The following is a 19,747-nucleotide window of genomic DNA, read 5'->3' as shown; positions in this document are numbered from 1 at the left end:
CCCGCCACGAACGCCGCGAACGCGGTCGCGGGGACCGTCAGCACCGGACCGCCCACCACCTTGGAATCACGGACCGGGACGACGCCGCGTGCAGCGGCGAGATTGGCGGCCACCTCAACGCAGTTGCCGCCATTCGAGCTGTACGAGGACGTGAACCAACATGCGGACTCGATCACCACAGGTTCCCCTTCGCCGTAGGAAGCCCCACCATGCAGGACACGGCCAGACGTGCACCAGAGGGCCCCGACACACACGAACGCCCCACCATGCAAAGCATGATGGGGCGAACCTGCTGCTCAGGCCGTCAGACGGTGTCGAACGTCCCGCCCCGCACACCCGCCACGAACGCCGCGAAAGCCGTCGCGGGGACAGAAACCACAGGGCCGCCCACGACCTTGGAATCACGGACCGGGACGATGCCGCGTACGGAGGCGAGGTTGGCGGCCACCTCAACGCAGTTGCCGCCGTTGTTGCTGTACGAGGACGTGAACCAACGGGGGGATTCGGTCGTCACAAGGTGCCCTTTCGCAACTCACAGATATTGGCCACAGACGCCGTCTGCGACAGCGACGCGCCCTGGAGTTGATGGTACTCCGTGAGTATCGGCAGCACGAATGAGCTTTCCCGGTCCAGATGTCCCTGGGTCTGCGACTCGGCGTAGCAGACCACCGACCGGTCAGGCAGCGTCAGGATGTTGACCGGAAGATCAAACGTCCTCCGTTCTCCGATCTCGTACGGCGCCACCTGCAAGACCGTGTTGGGCAGCTCAGCGAACTCGATCAGTCGGTCCAGTTGAGCATTCATGACGGCAGAGCCCCCCACAGGGCGACGGATGCAGCTCTCGTCCATGGTCACGAAGAGCATGGGCGGATTCGGCCGCACCAAGGCGGCCTGCCGCTTCGCCAGGAAGGCGACACGCTCCTCTGCCTGGCCCGGGGTGATCGACCCTCTCCGCACAGCGCTGTCCGCCAGAACCCGTGCGTACTCCGGAGTTTGCAACAGCCCTGGAATGATCCCCACTTCGTACAGCCGGAGCTCCACAGCCCGAGCTTCGTACTTCACGTACTCGGGAAAGCCGTCCAGCAGCGCCGGTTCTTTCATCGCCTGAACCATGCGACTGAACTTGTCGCCGGTGCCGAGCGCCCTGTCAGCGCTCTGCGCGAAACGAGGAGTTGGAGACCTGCGACCAGTTTCCACGGCCGAAATATGCGTCCCCGAGCATCCCATGCGCGAGGCCAACTCGTCCTGGGTCCAGCCACGTGCGTCTCTGGCCAGCCTTAATTGAACGCCGAAGTCTCGGTCCGGGTCGTCGGGGTCCAGTCGCTTGCGGTTCACCATGTCCAAGCCCTAACTATCCGAGCACAGTGCGCAGGTTGAAGACGTCCCGACCCTAGGCCACCCTGAATCGCCCCGGTAGCCAAACGGCTACGGAGAGGAGCGATCGATGGACGGCGAGAACGTACGCCCGATTAACCCCACGCCCTCCGACACCCCCAGCCCCACCCCGGTCCCCGCCCCCGGAACCCTCGTGGTCGACACCAGCCGCGCCGATCGCGTGGGGGAGTTCCGGGGCGTCGCCGGCCCGTACTGGTCGTTGCGGCCGGTCGGGGGCGGTGTCGAGTGGGAGGTCGAGCCCCGCCATGTGCGGCCCGCCGTCCTGATAGAGCAGCTTCGCGCCCGTACCGCACGGCTCAACGCCCGTAGCCGGGGCGAGGTCCTGTGAAAACGCCTCGTCCGGTCACGGGGCCGGGCATCCCGCCACTCGACCAGGAGTTGACCGCCGTGCTCCAGTGCACCGCCGTGACCGCCCTCCCGCCCGAGGAAGTGCAGCGCCTCCGCGCCTCCGAGGACGAGCCCGAGGAACCCGAGCCGTACGTGCTGTGTGAACTCGGCGCGCACGACGGCCAGGACACCGAACACGCCGCCTACCTCGTGCCGGGCCGCACGCCCGAATCTCCGGCCGTGTGGTTCTTCTGGGCCGGGGGCGAACCGGAGCGCGTCCACCGGTCCGCGTACGTCCCCTGGTGCCCGGCCATCCTGCGCCAGGTCGATACGGGCGTCGTGCGGCGGTGCAACCTGTTCGACCGGCACGGTGCCGCCCACTCCTGGGACGTGGCCGACCCGCTCGGCGACCTGGTCGCGGGGCGGATCGCCTTCGGCGACTCCCCGAAGGGCGACCCGTGCCCGTGAACCAGTGCACCGCCGTGGCCCTGCTGCCTCCCCCGGCGTACGCGGTCGCCCTCGCGGACCCCGGGCAGAGCCCCGAGGCAGGTCACGTCCTGTGCGAACTCGGCGAGGGGCACGCGGAGGATCACGCAGCCATGCTGTGGGACCAGGACGGGTGGCCCGGGAGCGCCGTCTGGGTCCGGTGGGACGCGGGAGACGCGCGGCTCGCCCCGCTCCCCTGGTGTTCCGTGCTCGACCCCCGTACCGCGGACGCGGCCTGCGGTCTGTTCGCCGGGCATCCGGCGGCGCACGACTGGGAGGTCGTGGACCCCACCGGCGCGGCGATCACGGAGGAGCTGGCGCGGCTGCATCCGCACCTCTTCCGCTGACGGGGCCTGCCGCGACGGGGAGCGTTACGGCCGGGGGCGCGGCGGCGGGAGAGGCCGTGGTGGCGTGGTTCTCCGCGACGGACGAAGGCGTACGGCCTCACATGCGGGATCTCAGGACGTCGACCTCGCAGCCCGGCGCGAACGGGTCGAAGCCGTGCTCGGCGAGCCAGCGCACCGCCAGGAGGCTGCGCGCCGACCACCACGCGTGGATCACGTCGAGGTCGACGTCCGCGCCGTAGCCCGCGAGGACGTCGTCGAGGTGCTCCTCGTGGCCCAGCGTGAAGGTGGCGAGGTCGTACAGGGCGTCCCCCCGGCCCGCTTCGGACCAGTCGATGATGCCCGTGACCTCGTCGCCGTCGAGGAAGACGTGGGCGATCTGCAGGTCGCCGTGGGTGAACGCCGGGGTCCACGGCCTGAGCGCGGCCTCGGCGACGCGGCGGTTGCGGGCGACGAGGTCGGCGGGCAGCACGCCCTCGGCCACGAGCAGGGCGCACTCGGCGTCGAGTTCCGCCGCCAGCGCGGCGGAACTCCGGCCGGCCCGCCCGGTCCGGGGCGGCGGCGGGGCGTCGTGCAGCTTCCGGATGGCGGCGCCCGCCGCGGCCCACCCCGCCGGCGACCCGGCCGCCGCCCCGCCGAGGCGCCCGAGCGTCACCCCCGGGACCGCGGCGATCGCGAGCACGGGCGGCTTGCGCCACAGGATCTCCGGGGTCGGGACCGGGGCGAGCGACATCGCCTCGACCTCGGCGTCGGTCCGCGCCCGGTCGGCGTCCACCTTCAGGAACACGCCACCGACGCGCAGGGTCGCCCGCTCGGCGTGGGCGACGACGACCTCGACCTCTTCGACCTCGTCCATGGCAGTCAGTGTGCCGGAACCCGCACACGAGCGACTGTTCGATTCAGGCCATCTGACCAGAATCGATCTTCCGGTGACGCGGTGGCGAGGGCTACTGCTTTGATGGTTGAGCTGCGCAAGGGGGTGCGGCCCGTCGAGCGGGAAGGGGCTGTTGTTGTGCTGTGGGCGCTGACCGTACGTGCTGGAGGGAACCCCGGAGAGCCGGGCGCGGTGGGTGCGCCGAGGGCCGGGAGACCACCCCGCGCGACCCCGTCCCCCGCACCCTTCGCCGGGTCGGCGGAGCCGTGCTTCCGTCACCTTCCCGGCCCCGGACTCGACCGCCCGCGCACCGTACCGGGCTTCGGCCTTCCCTGAACCGCCCGAAGCCGTCCCCGGCCGCCCGTCAGCCGTCCCGACCGCCCGGAAGGGGTCCCGATCCGCCCGGGCGGGGTCCCGGCCACCCGTCAGCCGTCCCGACCGCCCGGAAGGGGTCCCGGCCACTCGTACACCGCCGTACGAGGGCCGGACGGCACCGCACACCGCCGCGCGAAGGCCCGGCACGCCGTGCACGGCCGCGTACCGGGAGCGCTTGACCGGAACTCTTTCGGAGGGTGCTGGGATGGTCGCGGCATCCGGCGCCGACCGGTCGCGCGCCGCCCGCGGCCCGTGCGGCGGCCGGGCCGCCCGCGCCGGCCCGGTCGACCGGCGCGGCGCGGACCCGGCACCACCGTGCGGGGAGGGGCGCGTCCCACCCCGCCGCATCCTGGCCCAGTTCACCATCGACCACCCGTATCGACCGCGGGTGGAGCGCAGTTGACGCACATCACAGGGGGAATCGACGTGGACATCGAAATACTGGGATCCCTGATCGTGTCGGAAGGCGGGATACCCGTCATGCCCACCGCGCCGAAGGTGCGGCAAGTGCTCGCGATCCTGGCGTTCTTCGCCGGACAGGTCGTGCCGATCGCCGTGCTGACGGACGAGTTGTGGGCCGGCAGGCCGCCGCGCAGCGCCCGTACGACCCTCCAGACGTACGTCCTCCAACTGCGCGAGCTGATCACCGTCGCGCTGCCGGCTCCCGGTCGCGGCAAGAAGGCGCTGACCGCCAAGGACATCCTGATGACGTGCCCGGGGGGCTATCTCCTCAACACCAGGGGCGGCACCAGCGACGTGCGGGAGTTCGAGAGGCTCGCGGGGCTCGGCTACCGCGCCGTCGGCGACGGGGACCACGCGGAGGGGGCACGGCTGCTGGGGGCCTCCCTCGCGCTCTGGCGCGGGGCGCCGTTCGCCGACGTGCAGCTGGGCAAGCAGTTGGAGATGGAGGCCGCACGCCTGGAGGAGAGCCGGCTGTGCGCGCTGGACCAGCGCATCGAGGCCGATCTGCGGCTGGGGCGGCACCGCGAGCTGCTCGCCGAACTGACCGTGCTCGTCAGTCGCTACCGCACCCACGAGAACCTGTGCCGCCAGTTCATGATCGCGTTGCAGCGCTCCGGGCGCTGGAGCGACGCCCTGGAGGTCTACCGGAAGCTGCGCGGCACGCTCTCCCGCGAACTGGGCCTGGAGCCCTCCCTCGCTCTCCGCCAGCTCCAGCGTTCGATCCTGCTGGACCACAGCCAGATGACGGCCTCCGACTCCGTTTCCCGCGCGGTCCGGGCGGTCTGACCCGCCACCCCCCTCGGCAGCGATCACCGCAGGTGGGAGGGGGTGCGCATGACGTCCGAACGCGGCTGGACGGAGAGCCGCTTGACGCAGACTCAAGGAATCCGGGGCGACCTGTTTCAGTCAGTACGATGCTGGAGGTCGTACACGCAGATGCGGACAAAGAGGTCCGTAAGTCCTGCTTCGGAGAACGATTCGAGAAGCTCTCGACGAGTCTGGGGAGAGAACGTTCATGAGGATCCGGGTTCTGGGACCGCTGAATGCCGACGTCAATGGTGTCTCCGTCGTCCCCTCGGCGGGCAAGCCACGCCAAGTCCTTTCCCTGCTCGCGCTGTACCCGGGGCAGATCATGCCCGTGCCGACGCTGATGGAGGAGATCTGGGGCGCCAACCCGCCCGTCAGCGCGCTGACCACGCTCCAGACCTACATACTCCAGCTGCGGCGCCGGCTCGGCACCGCCATGGGGCCCGAGGCCCCGCACACCGCGAAGGACGTCCTCGCCACGCGGCACGGCGGGTACGTGCTCCAGATCCCGGCGGACAGCACGGACGTGCACGCCTACGAGCGCAAGGTGCGGGAGGGGCAGGCGGCCTTCGAGGCCGGTGACGACGAGAGCGCCGCCGACACGCTGCGGGAGGCGCTGGCGCTCTGGCAGGGACCCGCGCTGGTCGACGTGCGCTGCGGCCCGGCGCTGAGCATCGAGGTGCTCCGGCTGGAGGAGAGCAGGCTGGTGACGGTGGAGCGGCGCATCGACGCCGATCTGCGGCTGGGCCGTCACTGCGAGATCAGCGCCGAACTGCGGGACCTGACGGCGCGCCACCCGCACCACGAGGGGCTGCACTCGCAGGCCATGGTGGCCCTGTACCGGTCCGGCCGGCAGGCCGCGGCGCTGGACCTCTACCGCAAGCTGCGGGTACGGCTCATCGAGGAGCTGGGCGTGGAGCCCTCGCCGCAGATGCAGCGCATGCACCAGGCGATGCTCTCCGTGGACCCCGCGCTCGACCTGGCCACGGGGCCCCGGCGCGGCTCGACGTTCGACCTGTACGCGGCGTGACCGCGCGTTCGGTGCCCGTGCGTGCCATGAACGTGCGTCCCGTATCCGTGCGTCCCGTATCCGTACGTCCCGTATCCGTACGTCCTGTGAACGTGCGGCTCCCGGGCGGCACGCACCGCCGCGCTCCACGCCGTCTGGAGCGGGGGGCGGCCGGGTCTCAAGTCCGTCTCCAGGGCCGTCCGCGAGCCTGAACGGGCACACGCGATTCCGACGGGCCGAGGAGAGCAGAGATGGCGGGCACGGAACCAGCGGTTCGGCTGTACTGCTTCGCCCACGCGGGGGCGGGGGACTCGGTGTTCCACCGGTGGGCCCGGAGCACGGGTGAGGGCGTCGAGCCCGTGCCCGTGCTGCTGCCGGGCCGTGGCGGGCGGCGGCGCGAGCCGCGCCTGACCGACCGCGACTCCCTGGTCGCGCATCTGCTGGACCGCGTCCGCGTCCCGGCCGGACAGTCCTACGCGCTGTACGGGCACAGCCTCGGGGCGATGGTGGCCCACGCCCTCGCCGGGGCGCTGCGCGAGGAGGGGCTGCCGCTTCCGTCGTTCGTCGCCGTGGGGGCCTGCCCGCCCCCGGACGCGGCCAGCAGGCTCTCCGACGCCTGCGAGAGCTCCGACGAGGAGCTGGTGGAGGCGCTGGACCGGCTGGGGGCCCTGCCCGAGAGCGTTGAGGCACGGGGGTACTGGCGGCGGGCCTCACTGCCCGTGCTCCGCGACGATCTGCGGCTGGCCGGCGCGCTCCGCGCCGCCGCCCGCGCGTCGGCGCCGGAGCGCGGACCGCTGTCCGTCCCGCTGCTCGCGGTGTCCGGAAGCCGTGACCCGCTGGTGTCGCCCGCGACGGTCGGCGGCTGGCGCCGGTGGACCTCCGGGCCGGTGGCGGCCCGTACCGTGCCCGGCGACCACTTCTTCGTACGCGGTGAGGCGCTTCCCCGGCTGATCGGCCGGGCCTGCCGCGTCGTGCGGCGGCTCGAAGCCGGGACCGGGAACGGGCGGCGGCCGGCGGAGACGGTCCCGCCGTACACCCGTGAGCCCGCCGTACATCCCTGAGACCTCCGGACATCCCTGAGCGCGCCGCCCGACCGCCGGCACGCCTTCGAGACCGCCGCGCGCCTCCGGGGCCGGCGTCCCCGTCACACCTGTCACGACACGACACGAGTACACGAGAAGAAGAGAGGCACCATCATGCAGCAGCTCGACCTTCCCACCCTGATCGGCCTCCTGCGGACCAGCGGGGGCAGCGACACCCACGACCTGAACGGGGACGTGCTGGACGTCGCGTTCGCCGACCTCGGCTACGACTCCCTGTGCCTCCTCCAGGTCACCGGCGTCATCGAGCGCGATGCGGGGGTCGCGCTCGACGAGCAGGTGCTGGAGGAGGCGGAGACCCCGAGGCAGTACATCGCGGCCGTCAACCGGGTGCTGTCTCCGCAGGCCACCGCCTGATCGGGGGCGGTCGGGACCGGGCCCGGCGGGCCCGGTCCCCGTCCGGGGCGCCGCCCCGCCGCACACCGAGGTGATCCGTTCTCCACCGTCGGTCCACCGTTTCACGAGCGGTCGGGCCGACGGTCGGTCGCGTGTGCCGAAGAAAGGAACGAACACCGATGCCCGAGACGGCCTTCCACCACACGTCCCACCGTGTGGACATCGCCGCGCCCGCCGGGGTCGTCTACGGACTGGTCGCGGACGCGGTGCGCTGGCCGCTGTTCCTCACCCCGACCGTGCATGTGGAGGCGCTGGACCTGGAGGGCGCCGACCAGCGCCTGCGGATCTGGGCGCTGGCCTGCGACGACGTCACCTCGTGGGTGACCCGGCGCACACTCGACCCGGCCGCGCGGCGGATCGACTTCCGCCAGGAGGTCCCCGGACCGTCCGAGCCGGGGGTGACCGGCTCCTGGGTGGTCGAGGAGCTTCCCGAAGGCTCCTCGCGCCTCACCCTGCGCTCCGCGCTGCCGGCGTCCGCGACGCGCACCACCCCCGCGAGCTGGCTCGAACGGGCCGAACACGACGATCTACTGGCCCTGTTGGCGGATCTGAAGCACCTGGCGGAACGCTGGGCCACCCTGGACGAGCACATCGTGGCCGTCGAGGAGACCCTGCGCGTCGACGGGCCGGCCGAACTCGCCTACGACTTCCTGTACCGGATCGAGAACTGGCCCGCGCAGCTCCCCCGGCTGACCCGCCTCGACCTCGTGGAGGAGACCCCCGGAATCCAGCAGGTCCGGATGGACCTGCTGGCGGACGACGGCCGTACGCACACCGCCAGGGGCGTGCGCGTGTGCTTCCCCCACGGCGGCCGGATCGTCTACAAGCTCGTCGAACCGCCCGCGTCGACCGTCGCCCAGGCCGGGGAGTGGTCGGTCGAGCCCGACGCGAGCGGTGTGACCCTCCGCGGCCGCCACCAGGCCGTACTGCGCTGCCCGGACGGGTCGTCGGACACGGAACCGCGTACGGCGTCGGGCACGGCGCCGGACACGGACCCGCGTACGGCGTCGGGCGGGGGCGCGGGCCCGGAGGTGGGGCGGGCGCTCGGCCGGGACAGCGCCGTCGTGCTGGGTCTTGCCCGGCGGTACGCGCAGAGCGCCGTGCGCGTGATCACGCCGAAGCCCTGAACGGCGGACGCCCGTGCGCCCCTTCGCCGACCTTCCGCCGCCCCGGCCGGAGGCCACCGGCATGCCGCGCCTCGCGCCGCCCGTGCACGTGGGCGGCCCCGACGGGCCCTGGAACCAGCTCCACCGGCAGTGGGAGGAGTCCGGCGGCGTCGTCGTCCTGGCCACCTGGGGGGAGTGGCTGCCCGCCGTCGTCACCGACCCCCGGCTGCGCGGCCTGCTCGGCGACGACTGGCCGCGCTACCGGCGTACCGCGGACGCCACCGTGCGGCACCGGTTCGCCGCCGCGCGGTTCGTCCTGAAGCACGCCGCGGCGGCGGCCCTGGAGACCGACCCGGCGGAGCTGGACCTCGCCTACCGGCCCGGCGGACGCCCGTATCTGCGCGGCGTACGCGGTGTGGACGTGAGCCTCGCCCACACCGGTGAACTCGTCGTGGCGGGTCTCAGCCGCACCGGGCGGATCGGGGTGGACGCCGAACCCCTCACCCGCTCCCTGTCGGTGGACGTCCTGCTCGCCCGCGCCTGCACACCGGACGAGCGGGCCGCCGTCAAAACCCTCGAAGGCATCGGCGGGGCGGCCGGTGTGACGGCCGCGCTGCTCCGCCTCTGGACGCTCAAGGAGGCGTACACCAAGGCGCTGGGGTGCGGGCTCCGGCTGCCCTTCGCCCGGTTCGGCGTGCCCTGGGCCGTCGAGGGGGAGGCCACCGCGTACGGCGACGAGGGCCTGCTCTCCCCCGGCGGCGGGCCGGCGGGCCCGCGTGCGTGGACCTTCGGCGCCCACCGGGCGCTGGGCCGGTACCTCGTCGGCGTGGCCCGCCACGACGGCGCTCCCGCGGCCCCGCTCCGGCCTTCTTCCGACCGCCCTTGAGGCCGTCTCCAAGGGGTCTTGAGCCCTCCGTGTGAGCGTGAACCGTCCGAACGTCACATCGAGGAGGGCCGCTCGTGACCGTGCAGACGACCAGGCCCTCGGTTACGGAGACGCACGTGGGCTTCTGGTCCGTCACCGCCGCGTCCCTGCGGTGGACCGGCCGGGCGCTGGCCGCCGCCGGCGCCCTGTGGGTCCACATCCCGCCGCTCGACGACCGGGCAGAGCCCCCGGTGCTGCTCCGGCCTCCGCCGGGCCATCCCGAACGACTGCGCCCCGACGTTCCGCTCAGCGCGGCCGAACAGGACCTGGCACGCCGGCTTCTGGACCCGAAGGAGATCGCGTGACCACCGAGACCGCCGCCGCATCCGACCCGACCGCCGAACTCGCCCAGCTCAAACAGGAGGCCGCCGACGGCCCCGACGAGCAGGCCACGGCCCGGCAGCACGCGAAGGGGAAGCTGACCGCGCGGGAGCGCATCGACCTGCTCCTCGACGAAGGCTCGTTCCAGGAGATCGAGGCCCTGCGCAGACACCGCGCGAGCGGCTTCGGCCTGGAGAACAAACGCCCGTACACCGACGGTGTCGTGACCGGCTGGGGAACGGTGCACGGGCGGACCGTGTTCGTGTACGCCCACGACTTCCGGATCTTCGGCGGCGCCCTCGGCGAGGCGCACGCCGCCAAGATCCACAAGATCATGGACATGGCGCTCGCGGCGGGGGCCCCGCTGGTGTCCCTGAACGACGGGGCGGGCGCGCGCATCCAGGAGGGCGTCACCGCGCTGGCCGGCTACGGCGGCATCTTCCGCCGCAACACCCTCGCCTCCGGGGTGATCCCGCAGATCTCCGTGATGCTCGGCCCGTGCGCCGGGGGCGCCGCGTACTCGCCCGCGCTCACCGACTTCATCTTCATGGTGCGCGGGACCTCGCAGATGTTCATCACCGGACCGGACGTCGTCAAGGCGGTCACCGGCGAGGAGATCACCCAGAACGGACTGGGCGGGGCCGACGTCCACGCGGCGGTGTCCGGTGTGGCGGCGTTCGCCCACGACGACGAGGCCGCCTGCCTGGAGGACGTACGGTTCCTGCTCTCGCTGCTGCCGTCCAACAACCGCGAGACCGCTCCGTACCGGGCCCCGGACGATCCGGCCGACCGGCCCACCGACGCCCTGCGGGACCTGGTCCCCGCCAACCCCAACCAGGCGTACGACGTACGGGCGGTGATCGAGGAGATCGTCGACGACGGCGAGTTCTTCGAGATCCAGCCGGACTGGGCGTCCAACATCGTCTGCGCGCTGACCCGGCTCGACGGGCATGTGACGGGCGTCGTCGCCAACCAGCCCGCCGCGTTCGCCGGGGTGCTCGACATCCACGCCAGCGAGAAGGCGGCCCGCTTCGTGCAGTTCTGCGACGCGTTCTCGATCCCGCTGGTGACCCTGGTCGACGTGCCCGGCTTCCTGCCGGGGGTGGACCAGGAGCACGGCGGCGTCATCCGCCACGGCGCGAAGCTGCTCTACGCCTACTGCAACGCGACCGTTCCGCGCGTGCAGTTGATCACGCGCAAGGCGTACGGCGGCGCGTACATCGTCATGGACTCCCGCTCCATCGGCGCGGACGTCTCGCTGGCCTGGCCGACGAACGAGATCGCGGTCATGGGCGCGGAGGGGGCCGCCAACGTCATCTTCCGGCGGGAGATCGCCGCGGCGGACGACCCGGACGCCGTACGGGCCCAGCGGATCAAGCAGTACCGGACGGAGTTGATGCACCCGTACTACGCGGCCGAGCGCGGCCTGGTGGACGACGTCATCGACCCGGCGGCGACCCGCTCCGCGCTCATCGGCGCGCTCGCCATGCTCCGGCCCAAATACACGGACCTGCCGTCCCGCAAGCACGGCAACCCCCCGGTGTGAGGGGGCGGCGGAGACGATGACACCGACGACGACCGGCGCGCACACGGAGTCCGCGCCGAACGGGACGAGCGGGCCGCACACGGAGTTCGGCCGGAACGGGACGACGGATCCGCCGGCCGGCCCCGGCCCCGCGGCCGTCCCGGGCACCGCGATCAGCGCCCGCCCCGCCTGGCGGATCTCCGGGGGGTCGCCCACCGCCGAGGAGACGGCCGCCCTCGCCGCGGTCCTGGCGGTCGTCCTCGGCCGCGCCGCGGGCGACGGGCGGGACGCGGCGGACGCGCCGGGGAGCACCGGCACCGGCTGGCACCGGCCGCCCCGCGTCCGCGCGCCCTCCCCCGGTACGTGGCGCGGCAGATGACCGCCCGGCCGGGCCGCCGCGCCACCGGCCACCGCCGCGCCGCCCGACGCCGCTGACGGGCACCGCCACCCCCGCCGCGCCACCCCGGCACCACCGCCCGGCCCCGGCTGCAGGCCCGTTCGAGCGCGCCTCCAGCACGGGACGGAACCGTACTCACCGCACCACCCCGCGTACCGGACCCACCTCGGACCCACGTCAGGAGAGACCCACCATGAGCGACGCCCGGCTTGTCGGAACCTGGACCACCGAGCTGGAGGACGACGGCAAGTCCGTGCTCGGACTCGCGTCCTTCACGGGTGACGGCGGCGTCACCTGCTACCAGGTCAACGCCAAGAACATCGGCCTGGGCAACTGGGAGTCCACCGGGAAGGACTCCTTCCACTACAACTTCCACATCCTCGCCGTGAACCCGCAGGGCGAGCACGTCGGCGAGGCGCACGTCTTCGTCACCGGCGAGTTCGTCTCCGACGACCGGTGGGAGGGCACCGGCGGCGCCAACTTCTACTCCCCCGCCGGCGACCTCCTGCGCGGCCACGAGGGCTCCCGGGTCACCGCCCGCAAGTTCGGCATCGACAAGTAGACGCCCGCCCCGGACACGTCCGTCCCCCGGACCGGTGACCCACCGAGGAGGCACCACCATGCTGCGCGACGACCTCACAGGCGAGCTCGTTCTCCCCTCCGATCCGGGGTACCGGCTGGCCAAGCAGGTGCAGAACACCGAGTACGACGCGATCTCGCCCCGCGCCATCGCCTACTGCACGTCCCCCGACGACGTCCTGGCCTGCGTGCGCCACGCCCGGGAGGCGGGCATACCGGCGCACGTCCGGGGGGCCGGCCACAGCTTCAACGGCTGGTCCACCGGGACCGGTCTGGTCATCGACCTGTCGCGGATGAACCACGCCGCCGCCGACGGCCCCACGGTCAGCATCGGAGCCGGCATCCAGTCGCTCGACGCGCTCGACGCGCTCAAGCGGCACGACCGCCAGATCATCACCGGCACGTTTCCCACGGTCGGCCAGGGCGGGTTCCTCAGCGGCGGCGGACTGGGCTGGCAGACCCGGAAGTTCGGGGTGGCGAGCGACCGGATCGTCTCGGCCCGGGTCGTCCTCGCCGACGGCCGCGCGGTGGTCGCGTCCGCCGACGAGCACCCGGACCTGTTCTGGGCCCTGCGGGGCGGCGGCGGGGGCAACTTCGGCATCGTCACCGCGTTCGAACTCCGTCCCGTCGACGCCCCGCACCTGACCGCCTTCGAGACCCTGTGGTCCTTCGACGACGCCGCGGACGTGCTCACCGCCTGGCAGTCCTGGGCCGCCGGGGAGTCGGACGACCTCGGCACCTCCCTGGTGGTGCTGCCGGGCATGTTCGGCCCCGGCGGCCGGCCGGTCGTCAAGGTCTGGGGGGTGCACCACGGCGCGGCCGAGGAGCTCGAACGCGCCCTGGACGCGCTCACCGACCTCGCCGGCGTCAAGCCCGCGCACCGCGAGACCACGGCGACGGGGCCGTACGCCGACGTCATGCACGAGGCGCTGTGCGGCTCCAAGACCGTCCAGCAGTGCCACCGCACCGGTACCGGCCCCGAGGCGGTCGGCCACCGGCACCCCTACACCCGGCAGGCGTACCGGCTCACCGGCAGGCCCGTCACCCGCACCGAGGCCGAGTCCCTGCTGCGGGCGTGGGAGCCCGACCTGGACGCCGAGCACTACCTGCTGTGCATCGCGCTCGGCGGCGCCGCCAACCGCGTCGGCCGCACCGAGACCGCGTACGTGCACCGCGACGCGCGGTTCCTGACCGGCTACCAGATCGCCACCCGCGACCCGGAGGCCGTCGCGCGCGGCCCGGTGGAGCTCGACGCGTGGGCCGACCGGTGCGCCGAGGCGCTCGCACCGCTGGCCACGGGCTCGTACATCAACTTCCCCGATTCGCGTACGCCGCCCGACTGGGAGGCCGACCACTACGGCGAGAACGCCGCCCGGCTGCGCGCGGTGAAGCGCGCCTACGACCCCGACGGCTTCTTCCGGCACGGCCGGAGCATCGGCTCCTGACCGGAGCGGGGCCGGCGGACGACGCAACCAGGACGACGAGGACAGGACGGGCACGACGATGAAGACAGGACTGACGGACAAGGCGGTGCTCGTCACCGGCGCCTCGCGCGGCATCGGGCGGGCCACGGCCCTCGCCTACGCGGCGGAGGGCGCCCGGGTCGCGATCACCTACCACTCCGACGAGGCCGGGGCGAAGGAGACGGCCGAGCGGGTCGCCGCCGCCGGGGGCACCCCCCACGTCGTCCGCTACGACCTCGGGGACGAGGACTCCGTGCGCTCCGCCGTCGCCTCGGTCGGCGCGGAGTGGGGCGGCGTCGACGTCCTCGTGGCCGGCGCGGTCGAGTGGGGGGAGGCGATTCCGCGCCCCGGACGGAAGATGCCCGCCTTCGAGGAGGTGCCGCCCGCGCAGTGGCAACGGGTCCTGCGCACCTCGGTGGACGGCGTCTTCCACACCGTGCAGGCGGTGCTGCCCCTCATGCGCGACCGGGAGTGGGGCCGCATCGTGGTGCTCGGCGCCGGGCTCGCGGAGACCGGTCTGCCGGGGGCGGCCGCGTACGGGGCCGCCAAGGCCGCCCTGCACGGGCTGGTGCGCAGCCTGGCCTGGGAGGTCGGCCCCGCCGGGATCCTGGTCAACGAGGTCGTGCCCGGCCAGACGCTCACCGAGAACGTCCTCGCACACGCCTCGCCCGCCTTCCTGGAGAACAAGGCCGCCTCCCTGCCCTCGGGCCGTATGAACACGCCCGAGGACGTCGCGCGGGCGATCGTCTTCCTCGGCTCCGCCGCCAACGGGAACATCCACGGCGAGGCCCTGCGCGTCACCGGCGGCCTGTGACCCGGCCCCGCTCCCCCGCCCCTTCCGCCCAGCCTCCGCACCCCCAGGAGTTTTCGATGACCGACACACTCGACGAGCCGCAGACGCTGGCGGACGGCGCCGAGGACGCGCCCGCCTACCCCGTCAAACGCACCTGCCCCTACCGGATGCCGCCCGGCTACGAGGAACTCCGGGAGAAGGGCCCCATCTCCCGGGTGACCCTCTGGAACGGGCGGACGGCCTGGCTGGTCACCGGCAACGACCTCGGCCGCAGGCTGTTCCCGGACGCCCGGCTCTCCTCGGACGTCCTGGACCCGCGCTTCCCGCTGCTCGCGCCCCGGATCGAGGCGCAGCGGCAGCAGGCCGCCGCGCCGCCGCTGGTCGGCGTCGACGACCCGGTCCACGCCCGTCAGCGCCGCATGGTGCTGCCGAGCTTCGGCATCCGCCAGATCAACGCGCTGCGCCCGGAGATCCAGAAGTACGCCGACGGCCTGCTGGACACGATGCTGGCCAAGGGGCCGGGCGTCACCGTCGACCTGCTCACCGAGTACGCGCTGCCGATGCCGTCCGCCGTGATCTGCATGCTGCTCGGCGTCCCGTACGAGGACCACCACTACTTCGACGAGCGCTCGCGCCACGTCCTGTCCTCGTCCGGCGAGGAGCAGGCGGCGCAGGCGCAGCAGGCGTTCACCGAGATCCTGGCCTACCTGGACGACCTGATCGTCCGCAAGCAGGCCGAGCCCGGCGACACCCTCCTCGACGAGCTGATCGCCCGCCAGTTGGAGGAGGGCAAGGTCGACCGCCAGGAGCTGGCGATGATCGCCACCGTGCTGCTGGTCTCCGGGCACGAGACGACCTCGAACATGATCGCCCTCTCCACGATGGCGCTGCTGGCCGACCCGGACCAGTTGGCGGCCCTGCGCGCCGACGAGTCCCTGATGCCCCGCGCCGTCGACGAGCTGATGCGGTTCTCCTCCATCGGCGACATGCTGATGCGCGTGGCCAAGGAGGACATCGAGATCGAGGGCCACCTCATCCGGGCCGGCGACGGGGTGATCCTCTCGACCATGCTGATGAACCGCGACCCCGGAGCCTTCGAGCGCCCCGACGAGCTGGACATCCGCCGGCCCGCGGGCCGCCACGTCGCGTTCGGCTACGGCATCCACCAGTGCATCGGGCAGAACCTGGCCCGCGCCGAGATGGAGATCGCGCTGGCCACCCTGTTCCGCCGGGTGCCGACGCTGAAGCTCGCGGTCCCCGCCGAGCAGGTGCCCGTCAACGCGCCGTTCGTCCTCCAGGGAGTCTCCGAACTCCCCGTCACCTGGTAGGCCGCCGTGCACCTCTCCGTCGACTCCGACCGCTGCATCGGCTCCGCCCAGTGCGCCGTCACCGTGCCCTCCGTCTTCGAGCAGGACGAGGACGGGCTCTCCACCGTCATCCCCGGCCGTGAGGACGGCGGTGGCGAGCCGATGGTGCGCGAGGCCGTCCGGGCCTGCCCGGTGCAGGCCATCGTGCTGAAGGAGACCGAGGGCGTATGACCACGCGCCGGGCGGGTCCGCGGACCCGCCCGGCGCCGCGCGAGGCCCCGGGCACGGACGGTGCGGCGTCCGCGCCCGGGGCCGCATCCCGTCAGGCACCGGACGAAGTGCGGTGCCACTAGCGGCTCTTGACGGTTCCTCAAGTTGCCGCCCCGACGATGCGTTCATGGACATACGCAGCCTTGACGGCGACGACCCCGCCACGATCGATCTGCTCCTGCCCGGCTTCCGGGAGACGATGAGCCTCGAACTGCCCGGCGATCCGCCGGTGTCACCCGCGCTGCTGGCCCGGTTGCTGCAACGCCGGCACGGCGCCGACCGGATCGTCCTCGCGGCGTTCGACGGCGACCGGCCGGCCGGCTGCACCAAGCTCGGCCTCGACCTCGGCGTCCCGGACGGGCCCGGCCACGGCTCGCTCTGGGTCTTCCCCGGGTTCCGCCGCCGGGGCGCGGGCACCGCCCTCGTCTCCGCCGCCCGGACCGAACTGCGCGCCCGCGGGCGGGACCTGCTGATGGTCGACGCCCCGCACACCCCGGCCGCCGAGCGCTTCGCCGCCGCCTGCGGGGCCGAGGCGCTGGGCACCAACCTGCGCAACCGGCTCCTCCTCAAGGGGCCCGGCCGCGCCGGGCTCGACGCGGCGGCCGGCCGCGCGGTGCCGGGGCACCGGCTCGTCCACTGGAGCGGCCGCTGCCCCGACGAGCTGGTCGACTCCTACGCCCGTGCCTGGGGCGCCCTGGAGACGGCGGCCAACGGCCAGGCGGCGGTGCGCCGTCCCGCCGCCGCCGACGTACGCGCCCGTGAGGCCGAGGCGGAGCGCGCCGGGCACCGCCCGTACGTGACGGCGGCCGTGGACACGGCCGGCGAAGTCGTGGGCTACGCCACGCTGTTCGTCCGGGACAGCCCGATGGCCGACGCCGGGGAGACCCTGGTCGTCGCCGGCCGGCGGCGCCGGGGGCTGGGCTCCTGGACCAAGGCCGCCCTGCTCTCCCGGGCCGCCGCCGAGAACCCCCACCTCGCGCTGGTGCAGGCGTGGAACGACGTACGCGACGAGGCGTCCCTCGCCCTCAACCGCCGCCTCGGCTTCGTGGGGGACAGCTCCTGGACCACGTACGCCGTCAAGGCGTGAGCGTACGGACCGGGGCGCGGCGCGTACGTACGGACCGGGGGCCGGGCGCCCGAGGGAGGTTCGAGTTCCGGTCCACCGGCCGCTGCCACGATCCGCGGAGAGCGACCAACCGCGAGAGGGGTTCTTTGTGAGCAGCAGCGGCACACGCGTACTGATCGTCGGTGGCAGCCTCGTCGGCCTGTCCACCGCTGTCTTCCTGGCCCACCACGACGTGCCGGTCACCCTGGTGGAGCGGCACCCCGGCACCTCGATCCACCCGCGCGCGGTCGGCTACTACCCGCGTACCGCCGAGCTGCTGGCCACGGTCGGCGTCGAGGTCCCGGCCAAGGCCGCCGCCTCCGGGTTCGAGAAGCACCGGACCCGCGCGGGCGTGGAGTCACTGGCGGGCGAAGTGCTGTTCTCCAAGGAGGAGTTGGAGGGCGGGGACGAGCTGGCCGACCTGACCCCGTCCTCCCTGCTGCTGCTTCCGCAGGACCGCCTGGAGCCGATCCTGCGCGCCCGCGCGGAGGAGTTGGGCGCCGAGCTGCGGTTCGGCGCCGAGCTGCGCTCCTTCACCCAGGACGCGGACGAGGTCAGCGCGGTCGTCCGGGACGCGGACGGCGGCGAGAGCGTGGTGCGGGCCGACTACCTGGTGGCCGCCGACGGGCCGCGCAGCACCGTGCGCGAGGCGCTCGGCATCGGCCGGGAAGGACGCGGCGTGCTCTCGCGGCACGTGAGCATCGCGTTCGGCGCGGACTTCGCCGCGGTGCTGGGAGAGCGCCGCTACAGCGTGGTCCACGTCCAGAACGACCGGGTCACCGGCATCCTCGTGCACGACGACACCCTCACCGAGGGCACCCTGATCGTCGGCTACGACCCGGAGAAGGGCGAGGGGCTGGACGACTTCACCGACGCCCGGTGCGCGGAACTGGTCTCCGCGGCCATCGGTTCGGACGACGTCGCCGTCACCATCCGCTCCCGCTTCCCGTGGGACATGGCCGAGCTGGTCGCCGACGCGTTCGTCAGCGACCGCGTCCTGGTCGCGGGCGACGCCGCCCACCAGATCCCGCCGACCGGGGGGTACGGCGCGAACACCGGGATCGCCGACGCCTTCAACCTGAGCTGGAAGCTGGCACACGTCCTCGCGGGCACCGCCGGCCGCGCGCTGCTGGACACGTACGACGAGGAGCGGCGGCCGGTCGGGCTGTACACGGCGCGGCAGGGATCGCTCCAGCTCGCCGTGCGGTCCCGGACCGCGACGGAGGAGCAGCGGGAGGCGGCGCACGACGCGATGCGGGTCACCATGGGGCAGGCGTACCCCTCCGGCGCCTTCGTCGCCGACGCGGGGGCCGATCCGCTGCCGCTGACCTCGGATCCGCGAACGCTGCGCGGCGAGCCGGGCACGCGCGCCCCGTACGTGGCACTGGAGCGCGACGGCGCCCCGCTGTCCACGCTGGACCTGTTCGGGGACGGCTTCGTGCTGCTGGCCGGGGCCGAGGGCGACTCCTGGGCCGAGGCGGCCGGGGAGGCCGCCGCCGGGCTGGGCGTGGGCATCGCCTTCCACCGCGTCGCGCCGGACGCCGGTGAGGGACGGCCGGTCGACGTGCACGGCCGCTGGGCCGAGGCGTACGGGGTGGGCGCGGCGGGCGCGGTGCTGGTGCGGCCCGACGGGATCGTGGCGTGGCGCAGCCGGGACGGCATGCCGGGCGGGGCAGGGGGCCGCGCGCTCACGGCGGCGCTGCGGACCGTCCTGGCGCGCTGAGCACGGACCACCGCCCCGGCGCGCCGGGCGCGGGCGGCCGGCCCGGGGCCCGGGGTCAGGCGTCGAGGGCGCCCCGGGCCTGCGCGACGGAGTCGACGTACTTGATCAGCAGGCGGGCGAGCTGCTCGCGTTCCCCCTCGGGCCACTCCCGGGTGATGAACTCGAAGGCCGCCCGCTGGTGCCGGCGGAAGGCCGCCAGCATGCCCTGCCCGTCGTCCGTCATCTGGAGGATCGTGCGCCGGCCGTCCTGCTGGGAGGCGGCGCGGATCAGGTAGCCCGCGGCGATGCAGTCGGTGACCATGCGGCTGGCCACGGAGGGGTCCACGGCGAGCCGCTCGGCGACGACGCCGACGGTGATCTCCTGCCCGTCGTGCTCGGGCCCCTCGTCCACGATGTTGAGCACCAGCGTCCGCGTCATGTCCTTCCGGGACACCGGGCTCTCCGCGTTGAGCGCGGAGGCGCGGCGCAGTCGCGAGAAGGCGGGGCCCACCGCGTCGAGCGGGTCCATGGCGGCCAGTGCGCCGTTGTCGGACAGCGGCTGCGCGGGCTTCCGCCCGGCGGGTGAGGTCTCCATGGCAGACATCCTAGGCGCGAAGAAGCAGGACAGCGAGCATGTGTATGCTCACAATCTCTTGCATGTTATCAAGCACATAATTTT

24 protein-coding genes are annotated in these 19,747 nt (G+C 73.3%); 19 read left to right on the top strand and 5 right to left on the bottom strand.

The window, feature by feature from the left end; translation table 11 throughout:
• From IF19_RS1000000136000 to IF19_RS0109355, 3 genes are all read right to left on the bottom strand, one after another.
• The coding region (locus tag IF19_RS1000000136000; protein ID WP_078625090.1) for a DUF397 domain-containing protein at positions 1-176 on the bottom strand (176 nt) is incomplete at its 3' end.
• A gap of 128 nt (positions 177-304) precedes the next feature.
• The gene (locus tag IF19_RS0109360) at positions 305-514 is read right to left on the bottom strand and encodes a DUF397 domain-containing protein (protein WP_030119078.1); all 210 of its coding nucleotides are present in this window, start codon (positions 512-514) and stop codon (positions 305-307) included.
• Positions 511-1,338: a helix-turn-helix domain-containing protein gene (locus IF19_RS0109355; protein ID WP_030119079.1), complete on the bottom strand. Its 828-nt coding sequence runs from the start codon at positions 1,336-1,338 to the stop codon at positions 511-513. Before IF19_RS0109355 ends, IF19_RS0109360 begins: the two co-directional genes overlap by 4 nt.
• A 106-nt stretch (positions 1,339-1,444) precedes the next feature.
• On the opposite strand from IF19_RS0109355, the gene IF19_RS0109350 reads away from it, so the two are divergent.
• The 3 genes from IF19_RS0109350 to IF19_RS0109340 are packed head-to-tail and all read left to right on the top strand — an operon-like array spanning position 1,445 to position 2,555.
• Positions 1,445-1,723, top strand: a complete 279-nt coding sequence (locus IF19_RS0109350; RefSeq protein WP_030119080.1) for a hypothetical protein — start codon at positions 1,445-1,447, stop codon at positions 1,721-1,723.
• Complete coding sequence (locus IF19_RS0109345; RefSeq protein ID WP_306471643.1) at positions 1,720-2,190, top strand: hypothetical protein; 471 nt, start codon at positions 1,720-1,722, stop codon at positions 2,188-2,190. The genes IF19_RS0109350 and IF19_RS0109345 overlap by 4 nt, the downstream gene beginning before the upstream one ends.
• Entirely contained in the window at positions 2,187-2,555 is a 369-nt protein-coding gene (locus IF19_RS0109340) for a hypothetical protein (RefSeq protein ID WP_030119082.1), read from the top strand. The genes IF19_RS0109345 and IF19_RS0109340 overlap by 4 nt, the downstream gene beginning before the upstream one ends.
• A gap of 97 nt (positions 2,556-2,652) precedes the next feature.
• Here the strand turns inward: IF19_RS0109340 and IF19_RS0109335 are convergent, their stop codons facing one another.
• Positions 2,653-3,408, bottom strand: coding sequence for a phosphotransferase family protein (locus IF19_RS0109335; protein WP_030119083.1), 756 nt, complete (start codon positions 3,406-3,408; stop codon positions 2,653-2,655).
• Between the two features lie 819 nt (positions 3,409-4,227).
• Here IF19_RS0109335 and IF19_RS0109325 point away from each other — a divergent pair.
• The 16 genes from IF19_RS0109325 to IF19_RS0109250 all read left to right on the top strand — a co-directional run bounded on the left by IF19_RS0109325 (position 4,228) and on the right by IF19_RS0109250 (position 19,089).
• On the top strand, positions 4,228-5,049 hold the full coding sequence (locus IF19_RS0109325; RefSeq protein WP_030119085.1) for an AfsR/SARP family transcriptional regulator: 822 nt from the start codon (positions 4,228-4,230) through the stop codon (positions 5,047-5,049).
• A gap of 229 nt (positions 5,050-5,278) precedes the next feature.
• On the top strand, positions 5,279-6,100 hold the full coding sequence (locus tag IF19_RS0109320) for an AfsR/SARP family transcriptional regulator (protein ID WP_030119086.1): 822 nt from the start codon (positions 5,279-5,281) through the stop codon (positions 6,098-6,100).
• A 230-nt stretch (positions 6,101-6,330) separates the two neighbouring features.
• Positions 6,331-7,140: a thioesterase II family protein gene (locus IF19_RS0109315; RefSeq protein WP_063759914.1), complete on the top strand. Its 810-nt coding sequence runs from the start codon at positions 6,331-6,333 to the stop codon at positions 7,138-7,140.
• A 135-nt stretch (positions 7,141-7,275) separates the two neighbouring features.
• Positions 7,276-7,536 carry an acyl carrier protein gene (locus IF19_RS0109310; protein ID WP_030119088.1) on the top strand — a complete coding sequence of 87 codons (261 nt, stop codon included), beginning with the start codon at positions 7,276-7,278 and terminating at the stop codon, positions 7,534-7,536.
• Positions 7,537-7,694: 158 nt separating this feature from the next.
• Positions 7,695-8,702 carry an aromatase/cyclase gene (locus tag IF19_RS0109305; RefSeq protein WP_030277181.1) on the top strand — a complete coding sequence of 336 codons (1,008 nt, stop codon included), beginning with the start codon at positions 7,695-7,697 and terminating at the stop codon, positions 8,700-8,702.
• 13 nt (positions 8,703-8,715) lie between these two features.
• A complete protein-coding gene (locus IF19_RS0109300; RefSeq protein ID WP_050493799.1) occupies positions 8,716-9,567 on the top strand; it encodes a 4'-phosphopantetheinyl transferase family protein in 852 nt (283 codons plus the stop codon).
• Positions 9,568-9,641: 74 nt separating this feature from the next.
• Positions 9,642-9,911, top strand: coding sequence for a DUF6059 family protein (locus IF19_RS0109295; RefSeq protein ID WP_229320957.1), 270 nt, complete (start codon positions 9,642-9,644; stop codon positions 9,909-9,911).
• Positions 9,908-11,473, top strand: coding sequence for an acyl-CoA carboxylase subunit beta (locus tag IF19_RS0109290; RefSeq protein ID WP_030277177.1), 1,566 nt, complete (start codon positions 9,908-9,910; stop codon positions 11,471-11,473). The genes IF19_RS0109295 and IF19_RS0109290 overlap by 4 nt, the downstream gene beginning before the upstream one ends.
• A gap of 16 nt (positions 11,474-11,489) precedes the next feature.
• A complete protein-coding gene (locus IF19_RS1000000136890) occupies positions 11,490-11,831 on the top strand; it encodes an acyl-CoA carboxylase epsilon subunit (protein WP_030119093.1) in 342 nt (113 codons plus the stop codon).
• Positions 11,832-12,042: 211 nt separating this feature from the next.
• On the top strand, positions 12,043-12,411 hold the full coding sequence (locus IF19_RS0109280) for a hypothetical protein (RefSeq protein ID WP_030119094.1): 369 nt from the start codon (positions 12,043-12,045) through the stop codon (positions 12,409-12,411).
• Positions 12,412-12,469: 58 nt separating this feature from the next.
• The gene (locus IF19_RS0109275) at positions 12,470-13,873 is read left to right on the top strand and encodes an FAD-binding oxidoreductase (protein WP_030119095.1); all 1,404 of its coding nucleotides are present in this window, start codon (positions 12,470-12,472) and stop codon (positions 13,871-13,873) included.
• Positions 13,874-13,931: 58 nt separating this feature from the next.
• Positions 13,932-14,705: an SDR family NAD(P)-dependent oxidoreductase gene (locus IF19_RS0109270; protein ID WP_030119096.1), complete on the top strand. Its 774-nt coding sequence runs from the start codon at positions 13,932-13,934 to the stop codon at positions 14,703-14,705.
• 56 nt (positions 14,706-14,761) lie between these two features.
• Positions 14,762-16,012: a cytochrome P450 gene (locus IF19_RS0109265; protein ID WP_030277173.1), complete on the top strand. Its 1,251-nt coding sequence runs from the start codon at positions 14,762-14,764 to the stop codon at positions 16,010-16,012.
• A gap of 6 nt (positions 16,013-16,018) precedes the next feature.
• Positions 16,019-16,222 (top strand): ferredoxin, encoded by a 204-nt coding sequence (locus IF19_RS0109260; RefSeq protein WP_030119099.1) that lies wholly within the window; start codon positions 16,019-16,021, stop codon positions 16,220-16,222.
• A 166-nt stretch (positions 16,223-16,388) separates the two neighbouring features.
• On the top strand, positions 16,389-17,348 hold the full coding sequence (locus IF19_RS0109255; protein WP_030119100.1) for a GNAT family N-acetyltransferase: 960 nt from the start codon (positions 16,389-16,391) through the stop codon (positions 17,346-17,348).
• Between the two features lie 127 nt (positions 17,349-17,475).
• On the top strand, positions 17,476-19,089 hold the full coding sequence (locus IF19_RS0109250) for an FAD-dependent monooxygenase (protein WP_030119101.1): 1,614 nt from the start codon (positions 17,476-17,478) through the stop codon (positions 19,087-19,089).
• Positions 19,090-19,144: 55 nt separating this feature from the next.
• Here IF19_RS0109250 and IF19_RS0109245 read toward each other — a convergent pair whose 3' ends face one another.
• Complete coding sequence (locus IF19_RS0109245; protein ID WP_030119102.1) at positions 19,145-19,597, bottom strand: MarR family winged helix-turn-helix transcriptional regulator; 453 nt, start codon at positions 19,595-19,597, stop codon at positions 19,145-19,147.
• Positions 19,598-19,747: the final 150 nt, after the last annotated feature.

Source organism: Streptomyces californicus (genome assembly GCF_000717645.1).
Taxonomy (GTDB): domain Bacteria; phylum Actinomycetota; class Actinomycetes; order Streptomycetales; family Streptomycetaceae; genus Streptomyces; species Streptomyces californicus.
Note: the sequence above shows the minus strand (reverse complement) of the source record. Positions and strands in the feature narration are given on the sequence as shown.